Here is a 15,870-nt window from a genome sequence, read left to right as displayed (position 1 = left end):
CAAACTATGCAATATATTCCTAATATCATATTTATAATTGCTTTAATAGCTGGAATTGGATATTTTACTAAAAACATTCGTAAAGTCATTCGGAATATTCGATTGGGTAAGGATGTAGATCGAACTGATAATAAAAAAGAGCGCTTCAATAATATGGCGCGTATTGCTTTTGGGCAATCTAAGATGGTAAGAAGACCTATTTCGGGAATATTACATGTTGTAGTCTATTTAGGATTTATTATTATCAATATTGAAGTACTGGAAATTATCATAGATGGTATTTTAGGGACACATAGAATATTTGCTTTTTTAGGAGGTTTTTATGATTTCCTAATTGGTTCTTTTGAAATTTTAGCACTTTTAGTGCTAGTGAGTGTATTTATATTCTGGATAAGAAGAAATGTAATTAATATTAAGCGTTTTAAGACTTTAAAAGGTTGGCCTAAAAATGATGGTAATATTATCCTGTATTTTGAGGTTGTATTAATGACACTGTTTCTTACAATGAATGGTGCAGATTTCCAATTACAAAGTTTGGGAGCAGAACATTATGCGAAAGCTGGAGCATATCCAGTAAGTCAATATATAGCACCATTATTTAATGGAATGTCAGAAGCAAGTTTGATTCTTGTCGAAAGAGGTGCTTGGTGGATGCATATTATAGGGATTCTAATATTTCTGAACTATTTATATTTCTCTAAACATTTACATATCCTTTTAGCATTTCCTAATACGTATTTTGGAGACTTAAAGCCTAAAGGACAAATGGATAACCTAGAAGCTGTTACCAAAGAGGTGATGCTTATGATGGACCCTAATGCAGATCCATTTGCAGCCCCTGCAGAAGACGAAGCCGAAGCTGAACCAGAAAAATTTGGTGCTTCTGATGTAACAGATCTAAACTGGGTACAGTTACTTAATTCATATACTTGCACAGAGTGTGGACGTTGTACTAGTGAATGTCCGGCAAACCAGACAGGTAAGAAGCTGTCGCCTCGTAAAATTATGATGGATACCAGAGATCGCCTTCAGGAAGTAGGAGATAATATTGATAAGAATGGTAGTTTTGTTGACGATGGTAAACAATTATTAAACGATTATATTACTCCAGAAGAATTATGGGCGTGTACAAGTTGTAATGCTTGTGTAGAGGCCTGCCCGGTGAGTATTAGTCCATTGTCTATTATTTTAGATATGAGAAGATATTTAGTAATGGAGCAAAGTGCAGCGCCAACAGACCTTAATAATATGATGTCTAACATAGAAAATAATGGAGCTCCTTGGCCATTTAACCAAATGGATAGATTAAACTGGAGTCAAGAATAAAAATGATAATACGATTAACCATAACTATTAACCATAAACTTTAAAAATTTAAGAGAATTTAGAAATTATGAAGAAGGAAGAAGTAGAGAAACTATTGCATGATAAGATAGAAGCCGGAGAACATATTAGTCCTGTTTTACCAGAAGGTATTAAAAACTATCTTATTGATATTGATGGAACAATTACAGAAGATGTTCCTAATGAAGAACCAGAGAGAATGGCTACTTGTGCACCATTTCCGGATGCATTAATTACATTGAACAAATGGTATGAAGAAGGACATATTATATGCTTTTTTACATCCAGAACAGAAGATCATAGAGAAGTTACAGAGGCTTGGTTAAATAAACACGGATTTAAGTATCATAGTCTTTTAATGGGAAAACCAAGAGGAGGAAACTATCATTGGATTGATAATCACTTGGTAAAAGCTACTCGTTATACTGGTAAATTTACAGAACTGGTAGAGAGAGTAGTAACCATCGAAGTTTTTGACGACGGTAAACACGATTAAATATGAATTTTTGTTTTGAATAATTTTTAAAACGGAAATCATAATATATAAATAGTAAATACATATGAGTGAAACAGTAAAGGTGCCAACAATGGCAGAGTATATGGCTGAAGGAAAAAAGCCAGAAGTTTTATTTTGGGTAGGCTGTGCTGGTAGTTTTGATGACAGAGCCAAGAAAATTACTAAAGCTTTTGTGAAATTACTTCATAGTGCCAATGTAGACTTTGCTGTATTAGGTACGGAGGAAAGCTGTACTGGTGATCCTGCCAAAAGATCAGGTAATGAATTCTTGTTCCAGATGCAAGCAGTTACAAATATAGAAGTAATGAATGCTTATGAAATAAAGAAAGTAGTTACCGCTTGTCCTCATTGTTTCAATACATTAAAAAATGAGTATCCTGTATTAGGAGGAGATTATGAAGTGATGCACCATACACAATTTCTTAAGTCTTTGTTAGATGAAGGAAGATTAACCGTACAAGGAGGAAAGTTTAAAGGAAAACGTATTACTTTTCACGATCCTTGTTACTTGGGTAGAGCAAATGATGTATATGAAGCACCTAGGGATCTTCTTAGGAAATTAGAAGTAGAACTTATAGAGATGAAGCGTTGCAAGCGCAATGGGTTATGCTGCGGAGCAGGAGGAGCACAAATGTTTAAGGAACCAGAACCAGGTAATAAAGATGTTAATATCGAAAGAACTGAGGATGCTCTGGAAACAAAACCTGATATTATTGCTGCTGGTTGTCCTTTCTGTAATACTATGATGACCGATGGTGTGAAAAGCAAAGAGAAAGAAGATAGTATTGATGTGATGGATGTGGCAGAATTAATTGCAAATGCTCAAGATTTATAAAAGTATTTTTTAATAAATGAAATACAATAATTAAAGAGTTAATATGTTTCTTCATATTAACTCTTTTTTGTTGCAACAATTAGAAATAGTTTTTGTTATTTTAGAGAATAAAAAGAAAGCAGATGTTAGTAGATTTTAATGAGCTCCCTGATACTTCGAGAATTTGGATATATCAAGCCAATAGATCCTTTACTTCAGAGGAGTTAGAAGAGATAAAAAAAAAGTTAGATACTTTTATAACACAATGGACTGCACACGGAGCAGATCTTAAGGCAGGATATGATATAAAATATAAAAGGTTTATTAGTATTGCTCTAGATCAAGATGCGAATGCGGCTACAGGATGTTCTATAGATGCTTCCGTACATTTTATCCAGAAATTAGAAAGCGATTACAATGTCGATTTGATGGATAAAATGAATGTTTCTTATAAACAAGGAGAGTTTGTTGCATATAAATCACTTACAGACTTTAGGAAAATGGCAAAAAACCGATCTGTATCTCCTAATACTATTGTGTTTAATAATCTGGTAACTAATATTGCCGAATATAAAACAGATTGGGAAGTTCCTGCTAAAGAAAGTTGGCATAACCGTTTTTTAAATTAGTTTTTTTGTGCGATATACTTTTACAAAATACTTTTCCTATATAATTTTTATTTTCACCTTATCAGTTTATTCCCAGCAATCTGATGTTTTAAAGATAGAAGATTCGATCAACGCAAATCAGCCTGATTCTCTTACTATTGAACTAAAAACTGATATAATTCCATTAAGTCCACTTATTGTTGAAGATGAATATGATACCCAAAGATTGTGGGTAGATAGTATTTATAATCGAATGACACTAAAGGAAAAAATAGGACAACTATTTATGGTAGATGTTTTTTCTTCAAAACCTAAGAAAGAGACAGACAAAATAAAGAAACTGATAGAGGAATTTCATATTGGAGGAATTATCTTTTCTAAAGGAGGGCCACAGCGTCAGGCTAAATTAAATAATGAGTATCAAGAACTCTCTAAAGTGCCTTTACTTATTGGGATGGATGCAGAATGGGGATTAGCTATGCGATTGGATTCTACCAAAGCTTTTCCGTGGAATATGACTTTGGGAGCTATTCAGGATAATGATTTAATAGAAGAGACAGGTCGACAAATAGCTAAACACTGTAAACGGTTAGGTGTCCATATTAATTTTGCACCTGTTGTGGATATGAATACGAATCCAAAAAACCCAATTATTGGGAATCGTTCTTTTGGTGAAGACAAGGATAATGTGACAGAGAAGGCGTTAGCTTTTATGAAAGGAATGCAAAAAGAGGGTGTTCTGGCAAGTGCAAAACATTTTCCAGGTCACGGAGATACGGATAGTGACTCACATAAAACATTGCCAACCATTAATTTTGATCAAAAAAGAATAGATAGTATAGAGCTATACCCATATCGTAAACTAATTGCTGACGGATTATCCAGTGTGATGGTCGCACACCTTAATATTCCAAGCTTAGAACCTCGATCGGGATATCCATCTTCAATTTCTGAGAACGTAGTTACTAATATTTTACAAGACAGTCTTGGTTTTGAAGGGGTAATCATTACAGATGCTTTGAATATGAAAGGAGCTTCTGATTTTAAAGCCCCTGGCGATATTGATCTTGCAGCTTTGAAGGCAGGAAATGATATTCTTTTAATATCAGAAGATGTTCCACTGGCATCTCAGAAAATTGTATCAGCGTATTACGCGGGTGAAATTACAGAGCAACGCTTATCCCACTCTGTTAAAAAGATACTACAAGCAAAATATAAGGCAGGACTTCATAAATACAAGCCTGTAAAAACTGAATACCTTACCGAAGAGCTTAATAGTATTGCCAATGAGGTTTTGCATCATAAACTGGTAGAGAATTCTTTAACCTTAATCAAAAACGATCGGGCAATATTACCTGTTAAAAATTTAGATCTTAAAAAAGTAGCATATGTTTCTCTCGGAGATGATTCTGGAGAAATCTTTTTAGAAGAACTGAACAAGTATACTAAAGTAGATTGGGTAAAAGGTAATCAGCTATCTGATATATTGGATCAGTTACGAAACTATAATTATGTCATTGTTGGTTTACATAAATCAAATGCTAATCCTTGGAAAGATTATAAGTTTAAGGATAAAGAATTGGTATGGCTATATGAAATCGCTAGGTTAAATAATACGGTTCTTAGTGTTTTTTCTCGCCCTTATGCAATGTTAGATTTGCAGACAACCACAAACTTTGAAGGTATTTTAATGGCATATCAAAATAGTCCGGTTGCCCAACAAAAAGCCGCTCAATTGCTTTTTGGAGCTATAGAAGCAAAAGGAAAACTTCCGGTAAGTCTTGGTGTGGATTTTCCTTTAGGAACAGGGTTTGAAACAAGATCTTTAAAACGCCTTACATATGGTATACCGGAAACGGTAGGTATGAACTCTCATAAATTAGAGCGTATTGATTCAATAGTAGATATAGCCTTAAGAGGAGATATGACGCCAGGCTTGCAATTAATCGTCGCGAGAAAAGGTAAGGTGATTTTCAATAAAAATTATGGATACCATACCTATTCAAAATCCCGGAAAGTTAAAAGCTCAGACATTTATGACTTGGCATCCTTGACTAAAATTCTTTCTACATTACCATTAACAATGGAACTAAAAGATAAAGGTATTTTATCTTTGGATACCAGAGTAGGAGAGATGTTGCCTTCGTTTAGCGATTCTAATAAAAAGGATATTACTGTTAGATCGATGCTGTCCCATTATGCACGATTAAGAGCCTGGATTCCTTTTTATTTAAAAACGCTAGATACTGCTACTACAAGACCAGATAAGAAATACTATAGAAATAAACCTTCTGATGAATTTAATATTAAAGTAACTGGTAATTTGTATCTAAGAAGTGATATGAAAGATTCACTAATGTTACGGATAAGAGATAGCGAATTAAGAAGTAGGCTTAGTTATAAATACAGTGATCTTCCATATTATTTAATGAAATCTTTTATCGAAGAACACTATGGAAATAATTTAGACGCTTTGACTCAACAACATCTTTACAAGGCGATAGGAGCAAGTAATATGGGGTATTTACCGTTAAGCAAGTTTGATAAAAAGCACATTGTTCCTACCGAAAATGATCAAGCATATAGAAAAGAGATTGTTCACGGATATGTACACGATCAGGGAGCGGCAATGTTTGGAGGTATTGGAGGTCATGCAGGTTTATTTTCTAATGCAAACGATGTTACTAAGATAATGCAGATGTATCTTAATGGCGGGTATTATGGTGGTAAGCAATATATAGGCAGTCAGACTATAGCTGAGTTTAATACCTGCACTTATTGTGATAGAGATGTAAGAAGAGGTGTGGGATTTGATAAACCTCAGTTAGGTGATGTGGGACCCACTTGTGGTTGTATATCTATGAATAGTTATGGGCATAGTGGTTTTACCGGGACATTTACCTGGGCAGACCCTGATGAAGAAATCATCTACGTATTTCTTAGTAATCGTACGTTTCCTGATTCTGCCAATCGTAAATTGATATCAAACGATATTCGATCAGAAATTCAGCGATTGATATATGAAGCAATAAATTATTGAGAAGATATATCTTAGGTTATAGTCTAAAAATTAAATAAAATGAATACAAAGGTTTCAGAAAACGGATCATTATTTTCTAGAATAGTAGCGGGATGTATGAATTGGGGAGAATGGGGAGCAAATCTTACCATTGATCAATCTCAAAAATTAATCGAAGATTGCATTGATATTGGCGTAACAACCTTTGATCACGCAGATATTTATGGACATTATACCACCGAAGCATTATTTGGTAGTGCTATCAAAGATAAAAGCTCGCTAAGAAAACAAATACAGTTGATTACTAAATGTGGAATTAGGTTAGTGACTCCTAATCGACCTGACAACAAGATAAAGTCCTATAAGACAACCAAAAAATATATTATAGAGTCTGTAGAACAATCATTGATGAATTTACAAACAGATTATATAGATATGTTGTTGATTCATAGGCCAAGCCCTCTAATGAATCCATCAGAGATAGCAGAAGCTTTTGAAATGCTAAAATCAAGTGGTAAAGTGTTGAATTTTGGAGTGTCTAATTTTGCTACTTCTCAGTTCGATATGTTAAATACTTCTTTTCCGCTACAAACCAATCAAATAGAAATCTCACCATTACAGCTAGCACCATTTATTGATGGTTCTTTAGATCAGTGTATAAAGCATAACATAAAACCTATGGCGTATTCTACGCTTGCTGGAGGGAAGTTCTTTTCAAAACAACCAGATGAAAAAGTTTTAAGAATAAATAAAGTTGTAAATAGTTTAGCAGATAAGTATGATACATCTCCTGATCAAATACTGACCGCTTGGATATTAAAACACCCTTCAGGAATAGTACCCATTATAGGTTCAACAAAAATAAATCGTATTCAGTCTGCTGTAAATTCTTTATCACTTCAGATTACAGATGAAGAGTGGTTTAGGATATGGGAAGCTTCTAAAGGTGAGGAGGTTGCTTAATTATATTTCTGTTTTGGAAACTTAAAAGCAGGTTTTCAATTTTAATTTCGTTATTATAAAAACTAAATACAACATCTTTTAGCTAAGAAGTTGATTTTTGCACGTCATATATTTGCCTAAATAAAAAAAATAAAAAAAATCAAGAAAGAGGGGGTAACAAAATAATCTCTCACGACACATATATATAGTAATAGTTTAGTTTGATGATTATGGTAGGCATTTTAGTCAGATTAACTTTACTTAGAAATCAAATGGCTACGGTTGCGTAGGGGTATGTGTGCCGTGGCCAGATTTTGATCGCGTGGATTAAAAAAACCAAATAGTTAGGATCTACCGTAGCTGGCAGGTTTATAGTTATGTGATTATAAGACTTTGACGATGCTCTTCATTGACAAGGACGGATGTGAGTAAGAAAAAAAATAAAAAATAAAAGTTACTGTAAAAAGTAAGTGTTTATAAATTAATAACCCAAAATAAAAAAGAATGAAAACAAGAGTACCCAAAATGCTATTCGTATTACTTTTAACAAGTGTTTTTAGTGTAAGTTGTTCCAGTGATGATACTGATGACGTGATAGTCAATGACAATTTAGAGTTATTGTTTGACAAATGGTGGTTCGATGAGGCTGATTTTACTGCTGATATTTATTTTTCATCAGACAATACTTATAGGCAAAACATTTCTTTATTTGGTAATGATGTTCTAGGTGAAGGAAACTGGCAATGGTTTGATCAAGCAGCCGGTATAATAGAAGTTACTAATTTATCAGGACAGGGACAAACGGTTAGTGGTGGATTATATAAAATTTCGTCACTCACAGCTACATCATTTATGTTAGAAATTTCATTTGATGATGGCGAAACCTATACTGATGGTCGTGTTTACATTGATACTGATGACTAAAGAGTTTACCTGTATTTAGCATAATTTGTAATTCAGAAATAAATATTTACTAGAAGATAAAAGTTACTGTAAAAAGTAGCTTTTGTTTTTTATCTTCTGTCTCGTATTCAATAAAAACCACCTTATTATCTGCTAATTCTTAACGCCTTACAATTTATTTTTAAAATAATTAAAAATTGACAGTAACAAATACCTGTTTAATGACACTTACATATAGTAAGGGCAATATTCAATGAATAAGGTAGGCTTAATTGAATAGCAATTACAAAAAAAATCAATGGCTACGGTTATATGTGGGGTATGTATGCCGTAGCCGGATTTTGATAGTGTAGATTCATGAAGACAACTAAAATTGTGAATAACTATGCGTGCATTGTTAATAAATTATGGTAAAACCGTTTTTTTATTAAATTTTATGTACATTTATCTGGCTTAACAATCGATCCTTATATGATTTTATCCAGAAATAGAAATCATAATGTACTAAAAACAATCACAAATCGTCATTACTTTAAACCTCAGGACCCCTCCAATGAACAACTACAAACTTACGATCATCGGATTATCGTTATCCGTGTTCGTGTATTTCTCCGCTATTTTTTTAGAACTAGACCTTTTTGAACAAGTATTGGCATTTCTAGCCAGTATAGAGCAGTTCGAATTTGATGAATTTATTATTCCTTTCTTGATATTTTCCGTTTTCTTAGTACTTGATATGCGCAGACGCTTTAAAAAAGTCAAATTAGAAAATGCAAAATTAAAGATTTATAAAGCGATGCTATCTTCTAGTCATCATATTCTAAATAATTTTATCTATCAGATGGATATATTTAAGATCACTGCAGAAGATACTCCTGGTTTTGATGCTAAGATATTAGCATTTTATGAAGATATCATAAGTAATACTTCGCATCAGATTTATTCACTTAGTAATCTTTCTAGTATTGATGAATATTCCATACGCACCTCTGTGATGACTGGTTAAATAATTATCACTTTGCTTTTTAGCATAGTTTCTTAAAAAGAAATAAAACAAAATTTATTCAGGGTTTTACATATTATCTGCCTGAATTTCATAGCTAAGAAGATTAGAAAAAAATGTAAGTTCTTGCCGTTTTTACCGACTCTAGAGTAAAATTATAACTATGGAGATTATTGATTACTTAATGGGCAGAGGAGGATTTGCCCTGTTAGCACTTTTTGCAGTGGTGATTGTACTATATAATAAGATAAAAGCAAGGAAAGCATTTAGAGTTCCTTCAAAAAAGAAAAACACCTAATTTTATACATAACAATATCCCCTATGAAGCTAGCTTCATAGGGGATATTAAAAACTGCCAATCCGTTTCAGGATGACTCAAAAGAGAATAAATTCTCTTAATTAAACTGACATACCTTGTACGATGAAAAAGGAGAGTATCTACAAGAAACATCTCCAGGTCCTAAAAACGGAGACATATTCCAGCAGTCCGCGTTTGAATTACATCGTCTTCCACCGATATTTCCTCCGTTGATTTCTTTTTGCTGTTCTTTGTTAAGAGAAGTCCCTAAGTTTTTGATTTTGTCAATCATAATGTGAAAAATTTATAAGTTATATAACTCTAAGGTAAATTCTTCATAATAACAAAACATGACTTTGTGGGGGTTCGACAGAATAATGTGGATCAACGGAATATTTCTGCACAAAAACCTCTTTGATTTAATTTTGTGCAAAATTATGCGATGTGTGAAGCTAGATTTTATGTATTCCGGTATAAATAAAGTTTGTTACCTTTTACTTAGTCAATTGAATGATCAGAATTATTATTATCCAATCACACTACTTAATCTAAACATTGGTAAATACATTGCTATTAGTATTACACCTACTATAACTCCTACCATAATAGTGAGTAAGGGGTTTAATACATTAGAAATTACTTGTGACTGATGTTTTACCTGCTGATTGTATTGTTCATTGAGTTTCTGAAAAATAAATTCGGTTTGATTGGTTTCTTCAGCGACCCTGATCATGGCAATCAATTTTTTGTCAAAAATTGGGCTTTTGGCAAATGAAGCACTTAATTTATCTCCTGAAATGACGGATTGATTGGTTTTGTATAAGCCTTGCTGCAACGGGTAGAAATTAATCATGTTTTTGACCAAATCAATGCTGTCCACCATGGGAACCTTTGCATAGGTTAGTAGTGAAAGTGCTTGTGTAAATTGGGCCATATATATTTTCCGGAAATAATTACCGAGGATTGGAATTTTGAGCTGAAGATTACCTATAAATTTTCGATACCATTTTTTCTTTGAAACAAGGAAAATAGAAACTATTCCGATAGCAATGCATCCCAAAATAAGGAGTCCATTTTCACCCGTAAACTCAGAAAAACCAATGATAGCTTTAGTAACACCCGGAAGCTCTACATTGTTTTGCTTAAAGATATCTACAAACATAGGAACTACATATCTAAGCATAAAAAATATAACAATCAAAGCTGTTAGCAGCACAATGATAGGGTAGGTAAGTGCAGAAATGATCTCTCTTTTTAGATCATTTTTTCGTTTATAAAAATCACTTAGTTCTAATGTGATTCGAGCTAGCTGACCTGTTTGCTCTCCAATTTTTACTGCATAATATTCGTAATCGGTAAAGTTTTTATTCGTTTTTAGTATTTCAGAAAAAGCGTTACCATCGATCAGTTTAGATAGCATGGTGGTCATTAACTTCTGATCTTTTTCTTTTTTCTGAGTTTCCGACAATAACTCTAATCCACTCTTAAGATCGATTCCGGATTTTAATAAAACACTTAGTTCTGCATACCATTGTTCTTTCTTTTTGCTGTTAAAGGCATTTCCGAATAAGGTAATCTCCTTCGTTAGGATTTCCGAAATATCAAAAGAGCTATCCTTTTGTTTTGCTTTTGTAGTATTTTCGATTTTTATTCCCATATTCAGAAGTGGATTGTAGGATCATTGTGTTTGTAAATAAAAATACGATGTAAATCCGTAGTGTTGTCAAAGGTAAACTTAATACCATCAACGCTTCCTGATTTTACTTCTTCTCCTTCAAAATAAAAGGTAGTATGCTTTGTTTTTACTATAAAAACATCCAGGTCATTTATAATACTATCAGTACTGAATTTATACACCTTTTCTTGAATAGGAGAAGAAAGTAGTAATTCATTTTCCCTGGGATTCCATTGTGCAGTTGGATATTTATTAAAATCTATGGTTAAGGCAACTTCTAGAGATTGTATTTGCGCTTGATACTCATAATTATTCTCAATACTTCTCATATTGTTTTGTACAATCCCCAATATGGTAAAGGCTAATCCGACTACAACCGCAGAAATAACAATGACTACCATCATTTCAGTTATGGTAAAGGCCTTTATTTTATGAGAAGTACTAGTCATGTTGTATTACTTGTTTTTCTAAAGTATTATCACCCTGACGATAAAATATAATGTTGTTGTTATTCTTAGTAATAACTTCAATTTCCCAAGAGCCAAAATCTTCCGTATACGGTATATCTATTTTATGATGAATGATCAAATATTCTAATTCTTTAATTCTATTTTCAATGGCGCTACGATCCCTTTTTATATGATTACTGAATATGTTATTGAAACTTAAGCTAGCGATCATAAATACAATAATAATCAATACCGAAGCCGTTAAAGTTTCGATCAATGTAGCAGCTCGTATTTTTTTTAGTATAACCATCTTGCTACGTTCTTTTTAGAGTTCTTAAATGGTAGTCCTGCATACTCAGGAATAGGATTTATCAGAACTTTACCATTATACAAATGATTAAGATATACAGAACCTGACTGATTAGCGATGAATTGCTGAGTGTATAAAGACCCTTTTACAGTACCTAAAAACTCGATATTTCCTTGACAATATATTTCGCCAGTAATCGCAACATTATTTTCTATTTTTAGATGTGTTTTGATTCGATTTTGTATAGCTGTTTTCTTTTTTAAATACACAACAGAGCCTTCAATGATGGTATTTTTATCGATACTAAAATCCGGAGTTTTGCTTTGCGAAGCATTTCCTTGATTAGCTATTGGTATACTATTTTTGTCTAACAGCATTATCGAAGATGGGTAGGAGAGGTGACACCGTTTTCCAACTTCAATCTTTTTGGTGGCAAGTAGCTGAAACCTACCTTTTACATTATCTTGAATTATTATAGTTGGAGCAATCAGTATCACATCGGTTAATTGCGAAGTTGATGTGATAACAATTTTGGACGCTGATTGTACAATGACGTTTCCAGATATTTTTTCATTTCCAAGAATAATAGATTCCTTATTATATATAATTTTTGGAGTGTTGTAAAATGAGTTTTTAATTTCTTTTTCAAGTGGAATAATAAAATCTTCGTCGATGTAATCACCTTTTGTAAGTGCTTCGATATATGAAAGCCATGTAACATCTAGCTCAGGAATTGTTTCCTTGCTTTCCATGGTACGTCCATAATAAAGACTTGATCCTTGATAATAATTACCGGATATATTTCCGGCTTTGATACCTTGTTTAGGTAAGTAACTATTTCCTTCTAATTGCGTATTGCCAACCACGACTAATGGAGCATTTTTATTTGCCAAATAAAGATTTGGTGTTTTTTGATCTAAAATGGATCCTGAGAAAGCGACTTTTTTAACTTTCCTATTTCTAATGGTAACTTCAGAAAACGTTTTTGTCCAGGCGCCATAATAATTGGTAGCTAATTTTAAGGTTTTTGTATCCAGATTGGTGCGAATCGTATCGTTTGATGTAGTAGCGTCGTTTAAAGATTCGAATAGTTGATAATTTGCTAACTCGGCTGCTTCGATTAATTCTTGTGATTTAATTCTAAAAAAAGATTGTACGTGTGTAAGTAATAAGAAGGCGCTAAGTAGTATTGCAATAATTACAGAAATCAGCAATGCAAACTGCATGGCTTGGGCTTTTATTTTGTAGAATACATTCAATTCAAAATGGGGAATTCCTTGGTTTTACCTTTATATTTTAGTTTTACGGAGCTAGAAGATCCTTTTATAAGTTTCACATCGGAAAATGATTCGTTAGCCTTCATCAATTGATCTGATCCGTTTATCTCTACTAAAAAAATAGCTAACGAATTATTTTGTGCGGAAACCAACCCTTTATAACGAATAGAAGGCCAGGCAGTCTCCTGTTTTTTTACTATTGGCTTAGGATTTTTGTTTAGCACCTTTTTAGGACGGTATATAGTTCCTAAAAATGGATCTCTATCTATTTCACCAATCGTAAATTTCTCTCGCTCCTTGGTTTTTATGGTGGCAAAAGAAACCTTTGTAATATCAGAAACTACTGGATCTTCATCAGAAAATGCATCAACCACTTGAAAAATAATAGCTCCCCAAATGAATACGACTATTGGTAGTAAAATATATAATCCTTTTTTACCTTTTAGCATGGTATTAATTTATTGTGAAATTAAAAGTGTCACTAGCTTCACTTTGATTACCTGCCTCATCAAAAGCTTTTATAAACCAATAGTAGGTATTACTTGCATCTAATGTGATTTCTGATGGAGACGTTACCCGATCTTTAATAACTAGATCTGTTAATTGCTCATTGCGATATACATATATACTATCAAATTCTGTTGTACCCTCTACAGCTTCTCTAGTCCAGCTAAAAGATACTGCTGTATCCGTAAGTACTGCCTGATTGGCTGGTGCAGTAGTTTCCGGTTTGGCAGGATTCATACTATCTACAGTTAAACTTCTAGAGAAGTATAAGGTGCTTTGAGTATCATTTTCCGCTCGAACCTGCCATTTAGTAACTCCTTCAGGAAATGTAAGTTGAATAGAGGTGCTTGTAGCAGTATTTTCTTGAATTACCTGATCACTTTCATCTAATAATTGTATTCTATACGTTATAGCATCTGTTACTGTTTCCCATTGTAGCGTAACTGATGTAGTGTTTATAATGGCATTGTCTTCTGGAGATGATAATAGTACTTCTCTTGCAGAAAAATCTTCACTTTCGGTGATACTAAAACCAGCAGTTGTATATTCGGTTTGTGATCCGGAATTCTGAGCGCGAACTCTCCACTCATAATCATTTTTCACCAGTGTGATACTAAAATTAGTAAGTGTTACCGTAGTATCTTCTACAATCTGTACGGCATTCTCGAATGTAGGTCTGGCAATCTGTAGTCTGTATGAGGTAGCTTGATCAACTGCATCCCAACTAAAAGAAACAGATGTACTTTCTACCTGTGATCCATCAGAAGGCGCAATGATTGTAACGATATCACCCGTAAGATCTTCTTCAAACAGAATTTCTTCGCATCCTAATAAAGTAAGGAATAGTGTTGAGATATATAAGAATTGTTTTTTCATGTTCATCTTTTGTTTTTATCCTAATTCGTCCATTCGAGTGCTTCGACACTTCGATATTCCTCAGTACAAGCCTAAGGAAAAGTGCACTTCGGCTTCTCTCAGTAGAGCTATCGAGAATAGATTTATGATCGTAAAAAAGCTATTCTCGATACATCCGTCTGAGGCGGACACTCGAATTAACGCTTTTTTAAATGATCAATTGACATTATAAGTTTCTTTTTACAACTTAAAATAATTTATTTTTTCTTTTGCCTTTTCAGCTTTTTTATAAGTGTTTTTTGGGCAATCGTCATTTTCATCTACAATATCAAAAAGAGCAACTCTTCTCTTATCGTTTTCTCCCCAACAGAAATATGATAATCGATACCCAAATATGGTGGTATCCGCAAAATCTATGGTTTTATAGGTTTTACCACCTTTAACTAGCGATAATTCATATTGTTTATAGTTTTTGTTTACTAAAAACACAGCTTCTGCGCTGTTTATTTCGTTAAGAGTGTTTTGTGATACTGCCAACGAAACAGATGATATCATTTCTGCACCTTGTTGTCGTTTTAGGTACGCTATCGTTTGTTGGTTATATGGTTGCTCTAATTCGGAAATTGTGGATACCCAATCGATCAGTTCTATTTTTAGAAATTGTGGTTTGGTTTCTAAAGAATCTATATAGGTAATTTGATGTTTGTTGTTTTGTGATTTAGACAGGTACGCCTTGTAGGTAGTTTTATCAAAATCTGCTGCAGTAACTCCTACTCGAATATCCTTTTTATACATAGGAATAGTCGTTACCTGAAAATCTGTGTTACGCAAATGATTTTCGTGGATTCCAATAACGCCTAATGCTACGGGAGTTGTTGTAGCAGTATGCATAACAGATTTGTTTACTGAAATGCTACGACATCCTACTAAACAGATGATACCGATTACTACTAAAATATATTTTTTATACTGCATATTTCGTTTTTTTATCTTCCGTAAAATGAGCCGCCAAAGATAATAGAAGACAGCTAATTATACTAGTAAGGTGCTGATTATTATGATTGTTAACCGCTTACTAATGGTTTCTTATAGTATAGTGTCTGTTTGGTGTGATTTGTTACCATGATTTGTGTGAAAATTTTGGGATGGAAGTCAGGAGTCGGATGTCAGAGGTCCGAAGCCAGGAGTCCGAAGTTGAGAGTTGGAGGTTGGATGTCAGGAGTCGGATGTTGTCTTATCCTACAAAAGTTTACATTAATTCTAAAATAGATTTATAATTTCTAACTTCCGTCTTCCTGTTTCTGACTTTTTTACATCTGTGCGTTATCACTATGAAACTTCACCTTGCC

At 33.3% G+C, this 15,870-nt stretch carries 17 protein-coding genes; 9 read left to right on the top strand and 8 right to left on the bottom strand.

The features are described 5' to 3' along the window. Positions 1–6 precede the first annotated feature (6 nt). The 9 genes from Q0910_RS26470 (at position 7) to Q0910_RS26430 (ending at position 9,448) form a co-directional block, all read left to right on the top strand. Positions 7–1,326 carry a (Fe-S)-binding protein gene (locus Q0910_RS26470; protein WP_299223333.1) on the top strand — a complete coding sequence of 440 codons (1,320 nt, stop codon included), beginning with the start codon at positions 7–9 and terminating at the stop codon, positions 1,324–1,326. A gap of 67 nt (positions 1,327–1,393) precedes the next feature. Further along, entirely contained in the window at positions 1,394–1,840 is a 447-nt protein-coding gene (locus Q0910_RS26465) for a phosphoheptose isomerase (protein ID WP_299223331.1), read from the top strand. Positions 1,841–1,904: 64 nt separating this feature from the next. Further along, complete coding sequence (locus Q0910_RS26460; protein ID WP_299223329.1) at positions 1,905–2,696, top strand: (Fe-S)-binding protein; 792 nt, start codon at positions 1,905–1,907, stop codon at positions 2,694–2,696. 122 nt (positions 2,697–2,818) lie between these two features. Then, positions 2,819–3,304, top strand: coding sequence for an ABC transporter ATPase (locus Q0910_RS26455; protein WP_299223327.1), 486 nt, complete (start codon positions 2,819–2,821; stop codon positions 3,302–3,304). Between the two features lie 154 nt (positions 3,305–3,458). Beyond that, positions 3,459–6,323 carry a glycoside hydrolase family 3 N-terminal domain-containing protein gene (locus tag Q0910_RS26450; protein WP_299223395.1) on the top strand — a complete coding sequence of 955 codons (2,865 nt, stop codon included), beginning with the start codon at positions 3,459–3,461 and terminating at the stop codon, positions 6,321–6,323. A gap of 39 nt (positions 6,324–6,362) precedes the next feature. Next, positions 6,363–7,265: an aldo/keto reductase gene (locus tag Q0910_RS26445; protein ID WP_299223325.1), complete on the top strand. Its 903-nt coding sequence runs from the start codon at positions 6,363–6,365 to the stop codon at positions 7,263–7,265. Between the two features lie 483 nt (positions 7,266–7,748). Beyond that, positions 7,749–8,168, top strand: a complete 420-nt coding sequence (locus Q0910_RS26440) for a hypothetical protein (RefSeq protein WP_299223323.1) — start codon at positions 7,749–7,751, stop codon at positions 8,166–8,168. A gap of 532 nt (positions 8,169–8,700) precedes the next feature. Continuing rightward, positions 8,701–9,153, top strand: coding sequence for a hypothetical protein (locus Q0910_RS26435; protein WP_299223321.1), 453 nt, complete (start codon positions 8,701–8,703; stop codon positions 9,151–9,153). 160 nt (positions 9,154–9,313) lie between these two features. Then, a complete protein-coding gene (locus Q0910_RS26430) occupies positions 9,314–9,448 on the top strand; it encodes a hypothetical protein (protein WP_299223319.1) in 135 nt (44 codons plus the stop codon). Positions 9,449–9,545: 97 nt separating this feature from the next. Here Q0910_RS26430 and Q0910_RS26425 read toward each other — a convergent pair whose 3' ends face one another. The 8 genes from Q0910_RS26425 to Q0910_RS26390 form a co-directional block, all read right to left on the bottom strand. After that, complete coding sequence (locus tag Q0910_RS26425) at positions 9,546–9,740, bottom strand: hypothetical protein (protein ID WP_299223317.1); 195 nt, start codon at positions 9,738–9,740, stop codon at positions 9,546–9,548. 234 nt (positions 9,741–9,974) lie between these two features. Next, the gene (locus Q0910_RS26420; protein WP_299223315.1) at positions 9,975–11,105 is read right to left on the bottom strand and encodes a type II secretion system F family protein; all 1,131 of its coding nucleotides are present in this window, start codon (positions 11,103–11,105) and stop codon (positions 9,975–9,977) included. A 2-nt stretch (positions 11,106–11,107) separates the two neighbouring features. Further along, the gene (locus tag Q0910_RS26415) at positions 11,108–11,572 is read right to left on the bottom strand and encodes a prepilin-type N-terminal cleavage/methylation domain-containing protein (protein WP_299223313.1); all 465 of its coding nucleotides are present in this window, start codon (positions 11,570–11,572) and stop codon (positions 11,108–11,110) included. Next, positions 11,565–11,882, bottom strand: coding sequence for a hypothetical protein (locus Q0910_RS26410; protein WP_299223312.1), 318 nt, complete (start codon positions 11,880–11,882; stop codon positions 11,565–11,567). Before Q0910_RS26410 ends, Q0910_RS26415 begins: the two co-directional genes overlap by 8 nt. Next, a complete protein-coding gene (locus tag Q0910_RS26405; protein ID WP_299223310.1) occupies positions 11,870–13,108 on the bottom strand; it encodes a hypothetical protein in 1,239 nt (412 codons plus the stop codon). The genes Q0910_RS26410 and Q0910_RS26405 overlap by 13 nt, the downstream gene beginning before the upstream one ends. Positions 13,109–13,137: 29 nt before the next feature. Beyond that, the gene (locus tag Q0910_RS26400; RefSeq protein WP_299223308.1) at positions 13,138–13,608 is read right to left on the bottom strand and encodes a hypothetical protein; all 471 of its coding nucleotides are present in this window, start codon (positions 13,606–13,608) and stop codon (positions 13,138–13,140) included. A 4-nt stretch (positions 13,609–13,612) separates the two neighbouring features. Further along, positions 13,613–14,542, bottom strand: a complete 930-nt coding sequence (locus Q0910_RS26395) for a hypothetical protein (protein ID WP_299223306.1) — start codon at positions 14,540–14,542, stop codon at positions 13,613–13,615. A gap of 219 nt (positions 14,543–14,761) precedes the next feature. Beyond that, complete coding sequence (locus Q0910_RS26390) at positions 14,762–15,496, bottom strand: hypothetical protein (RefSeq protein WP_299223304.1); 735 nt, start codon at positions 15,494–15,496, stop codon at positions 14,762–14,764. Between the last annotated feature and the right edge of the window lie 374 nt (positions 15,497–15,870).

The organism is uncultured Aquimarina sp., assembly GCF_947495315.1.
Classification (GTDB): Bacteria; Bacteroidota; Bacteroidia; order Flavobacteriales; family Flavobacteriaceae; genus Aquimarina.
The sequence above is the reverse complement of the archived record's forward strand: the minus strand, read 5'-3'. Positions and strand labels throughout refer to the sequence as shown.

Excerpts from the sequence above, each read along its gene's own strand:
- Q0910_RS26470 (WP_299223333.1), top strand. The coding sequence starts at position 7 with ATGCAATATATTCCTAATATCATATTTATAATTGCTTTAATAGCTGGA.
- Q0910_RS26465 (WP_299223331.1), top strand. The coding sequence starts at position 1,394 with ATGAAGAAGGAAGAAGTAGAGAAACTATTGCATGATAAGATAGAAGCC.
- Q0910_RS26460 (WP_299223329.1), top strand. The coding sequence starts at position 1,905 with ATGAGTGAAACAGTAAAGGTGCCAACAATGGCAGAGTATATGGCTGAA.
- Q0910_RS26455 (WP_299223327.1), top strand. The coding sequence starts at position 2,819 with ATGTTAGTAGATTTTAATGAGCTCCCTGATACTTCGAGAATTTGGATA.
- Q0910_RS26445 (WP_299223325.1), top strand. The coding sequence starts at position 6,363 with ATGAATACAAAGGTTTCAGAAAACGGATCATTATTTTCTAGAATAGTA.
- Q0910_RS26440 (WP_299223323.1), top strand. The coding sequence starts at position 7,749 with ATGAAAACAAGAGTACCCAAAATGCTATTCGTATTACTTTTAACAAGT.
- Q0910_RS26435 (WP_299223321.1), top strand. The coding sequence starts at position 8,701 with ATGAACAACTACAAACTTACGATCATCGGATTATCGTTATCCGTGTTC.
- Q0910_RS26430 (WP_299223319.1), top strand. The coding sequence starts at position 9,314 with ATGGAGATTATTGATTACTTAATGGGCAGAGGAGGATTTGCCCTGTTA.
- Q0910_RS26425 (WP_299223317.1), bottom strand. The coding sequence starts at position 9,740 with ATGATTGACAAAATCAAAAACTTAGGGACTTCTCTTAACAAAGAACAG.
- Q0910_RS26420 (WP_299223315.1), bottom strand. The coding sequence starts at position 11,105 with ATGGGAATAAAAATCGAAAATACTACAAAAGCAAAACAAAAGGATAGC.
- Q0910_RS26415 (WP_299223313.1), bottom strand. The coding sequence starts at position 11,572 with ATGACTAGTACTTCTCATAAAATAAAGGCCTTTACCATAACTGAAATG.
- Q0910_RS26410 (WP_299223312.1), bottom strand. The coding sequence starts at position 11,882 with ATGGTTATACTAAAAAAAATACGAGCTGCTACATTGATCGAAACTTTA.
- Q0910_RS26405 (WP_299223310.1), bottom strand. The coding sequence starts at position 13,108 with ATGCAGTTTGCATTGCTGATTTCTGTAATTATTGCAATACTACTTAGC.
- Q0910_RS26400 (WP_299223308.1), bottom strand. The coding sequence starts at position 13,608 with ATGCTAAAAGGTAAAAAAGGATTATATATTTTACTACCAATAGTCGTA.
- Q0910_RS26395 (WP_299223306.1), bottom strand. The coding sequence starts at position 14,542 with ATGAAAAAACAATTCTTATATATCTCAACACTATTCCTTACTTTATTA.
- Q0910_RS26390 (WP_299223304.1), bottom strand. The coding sequence starts at position 15,496 with ATGCAGTATAAAAAATATATTTTAGTAGTAATCGGTATCATCTGTTTA.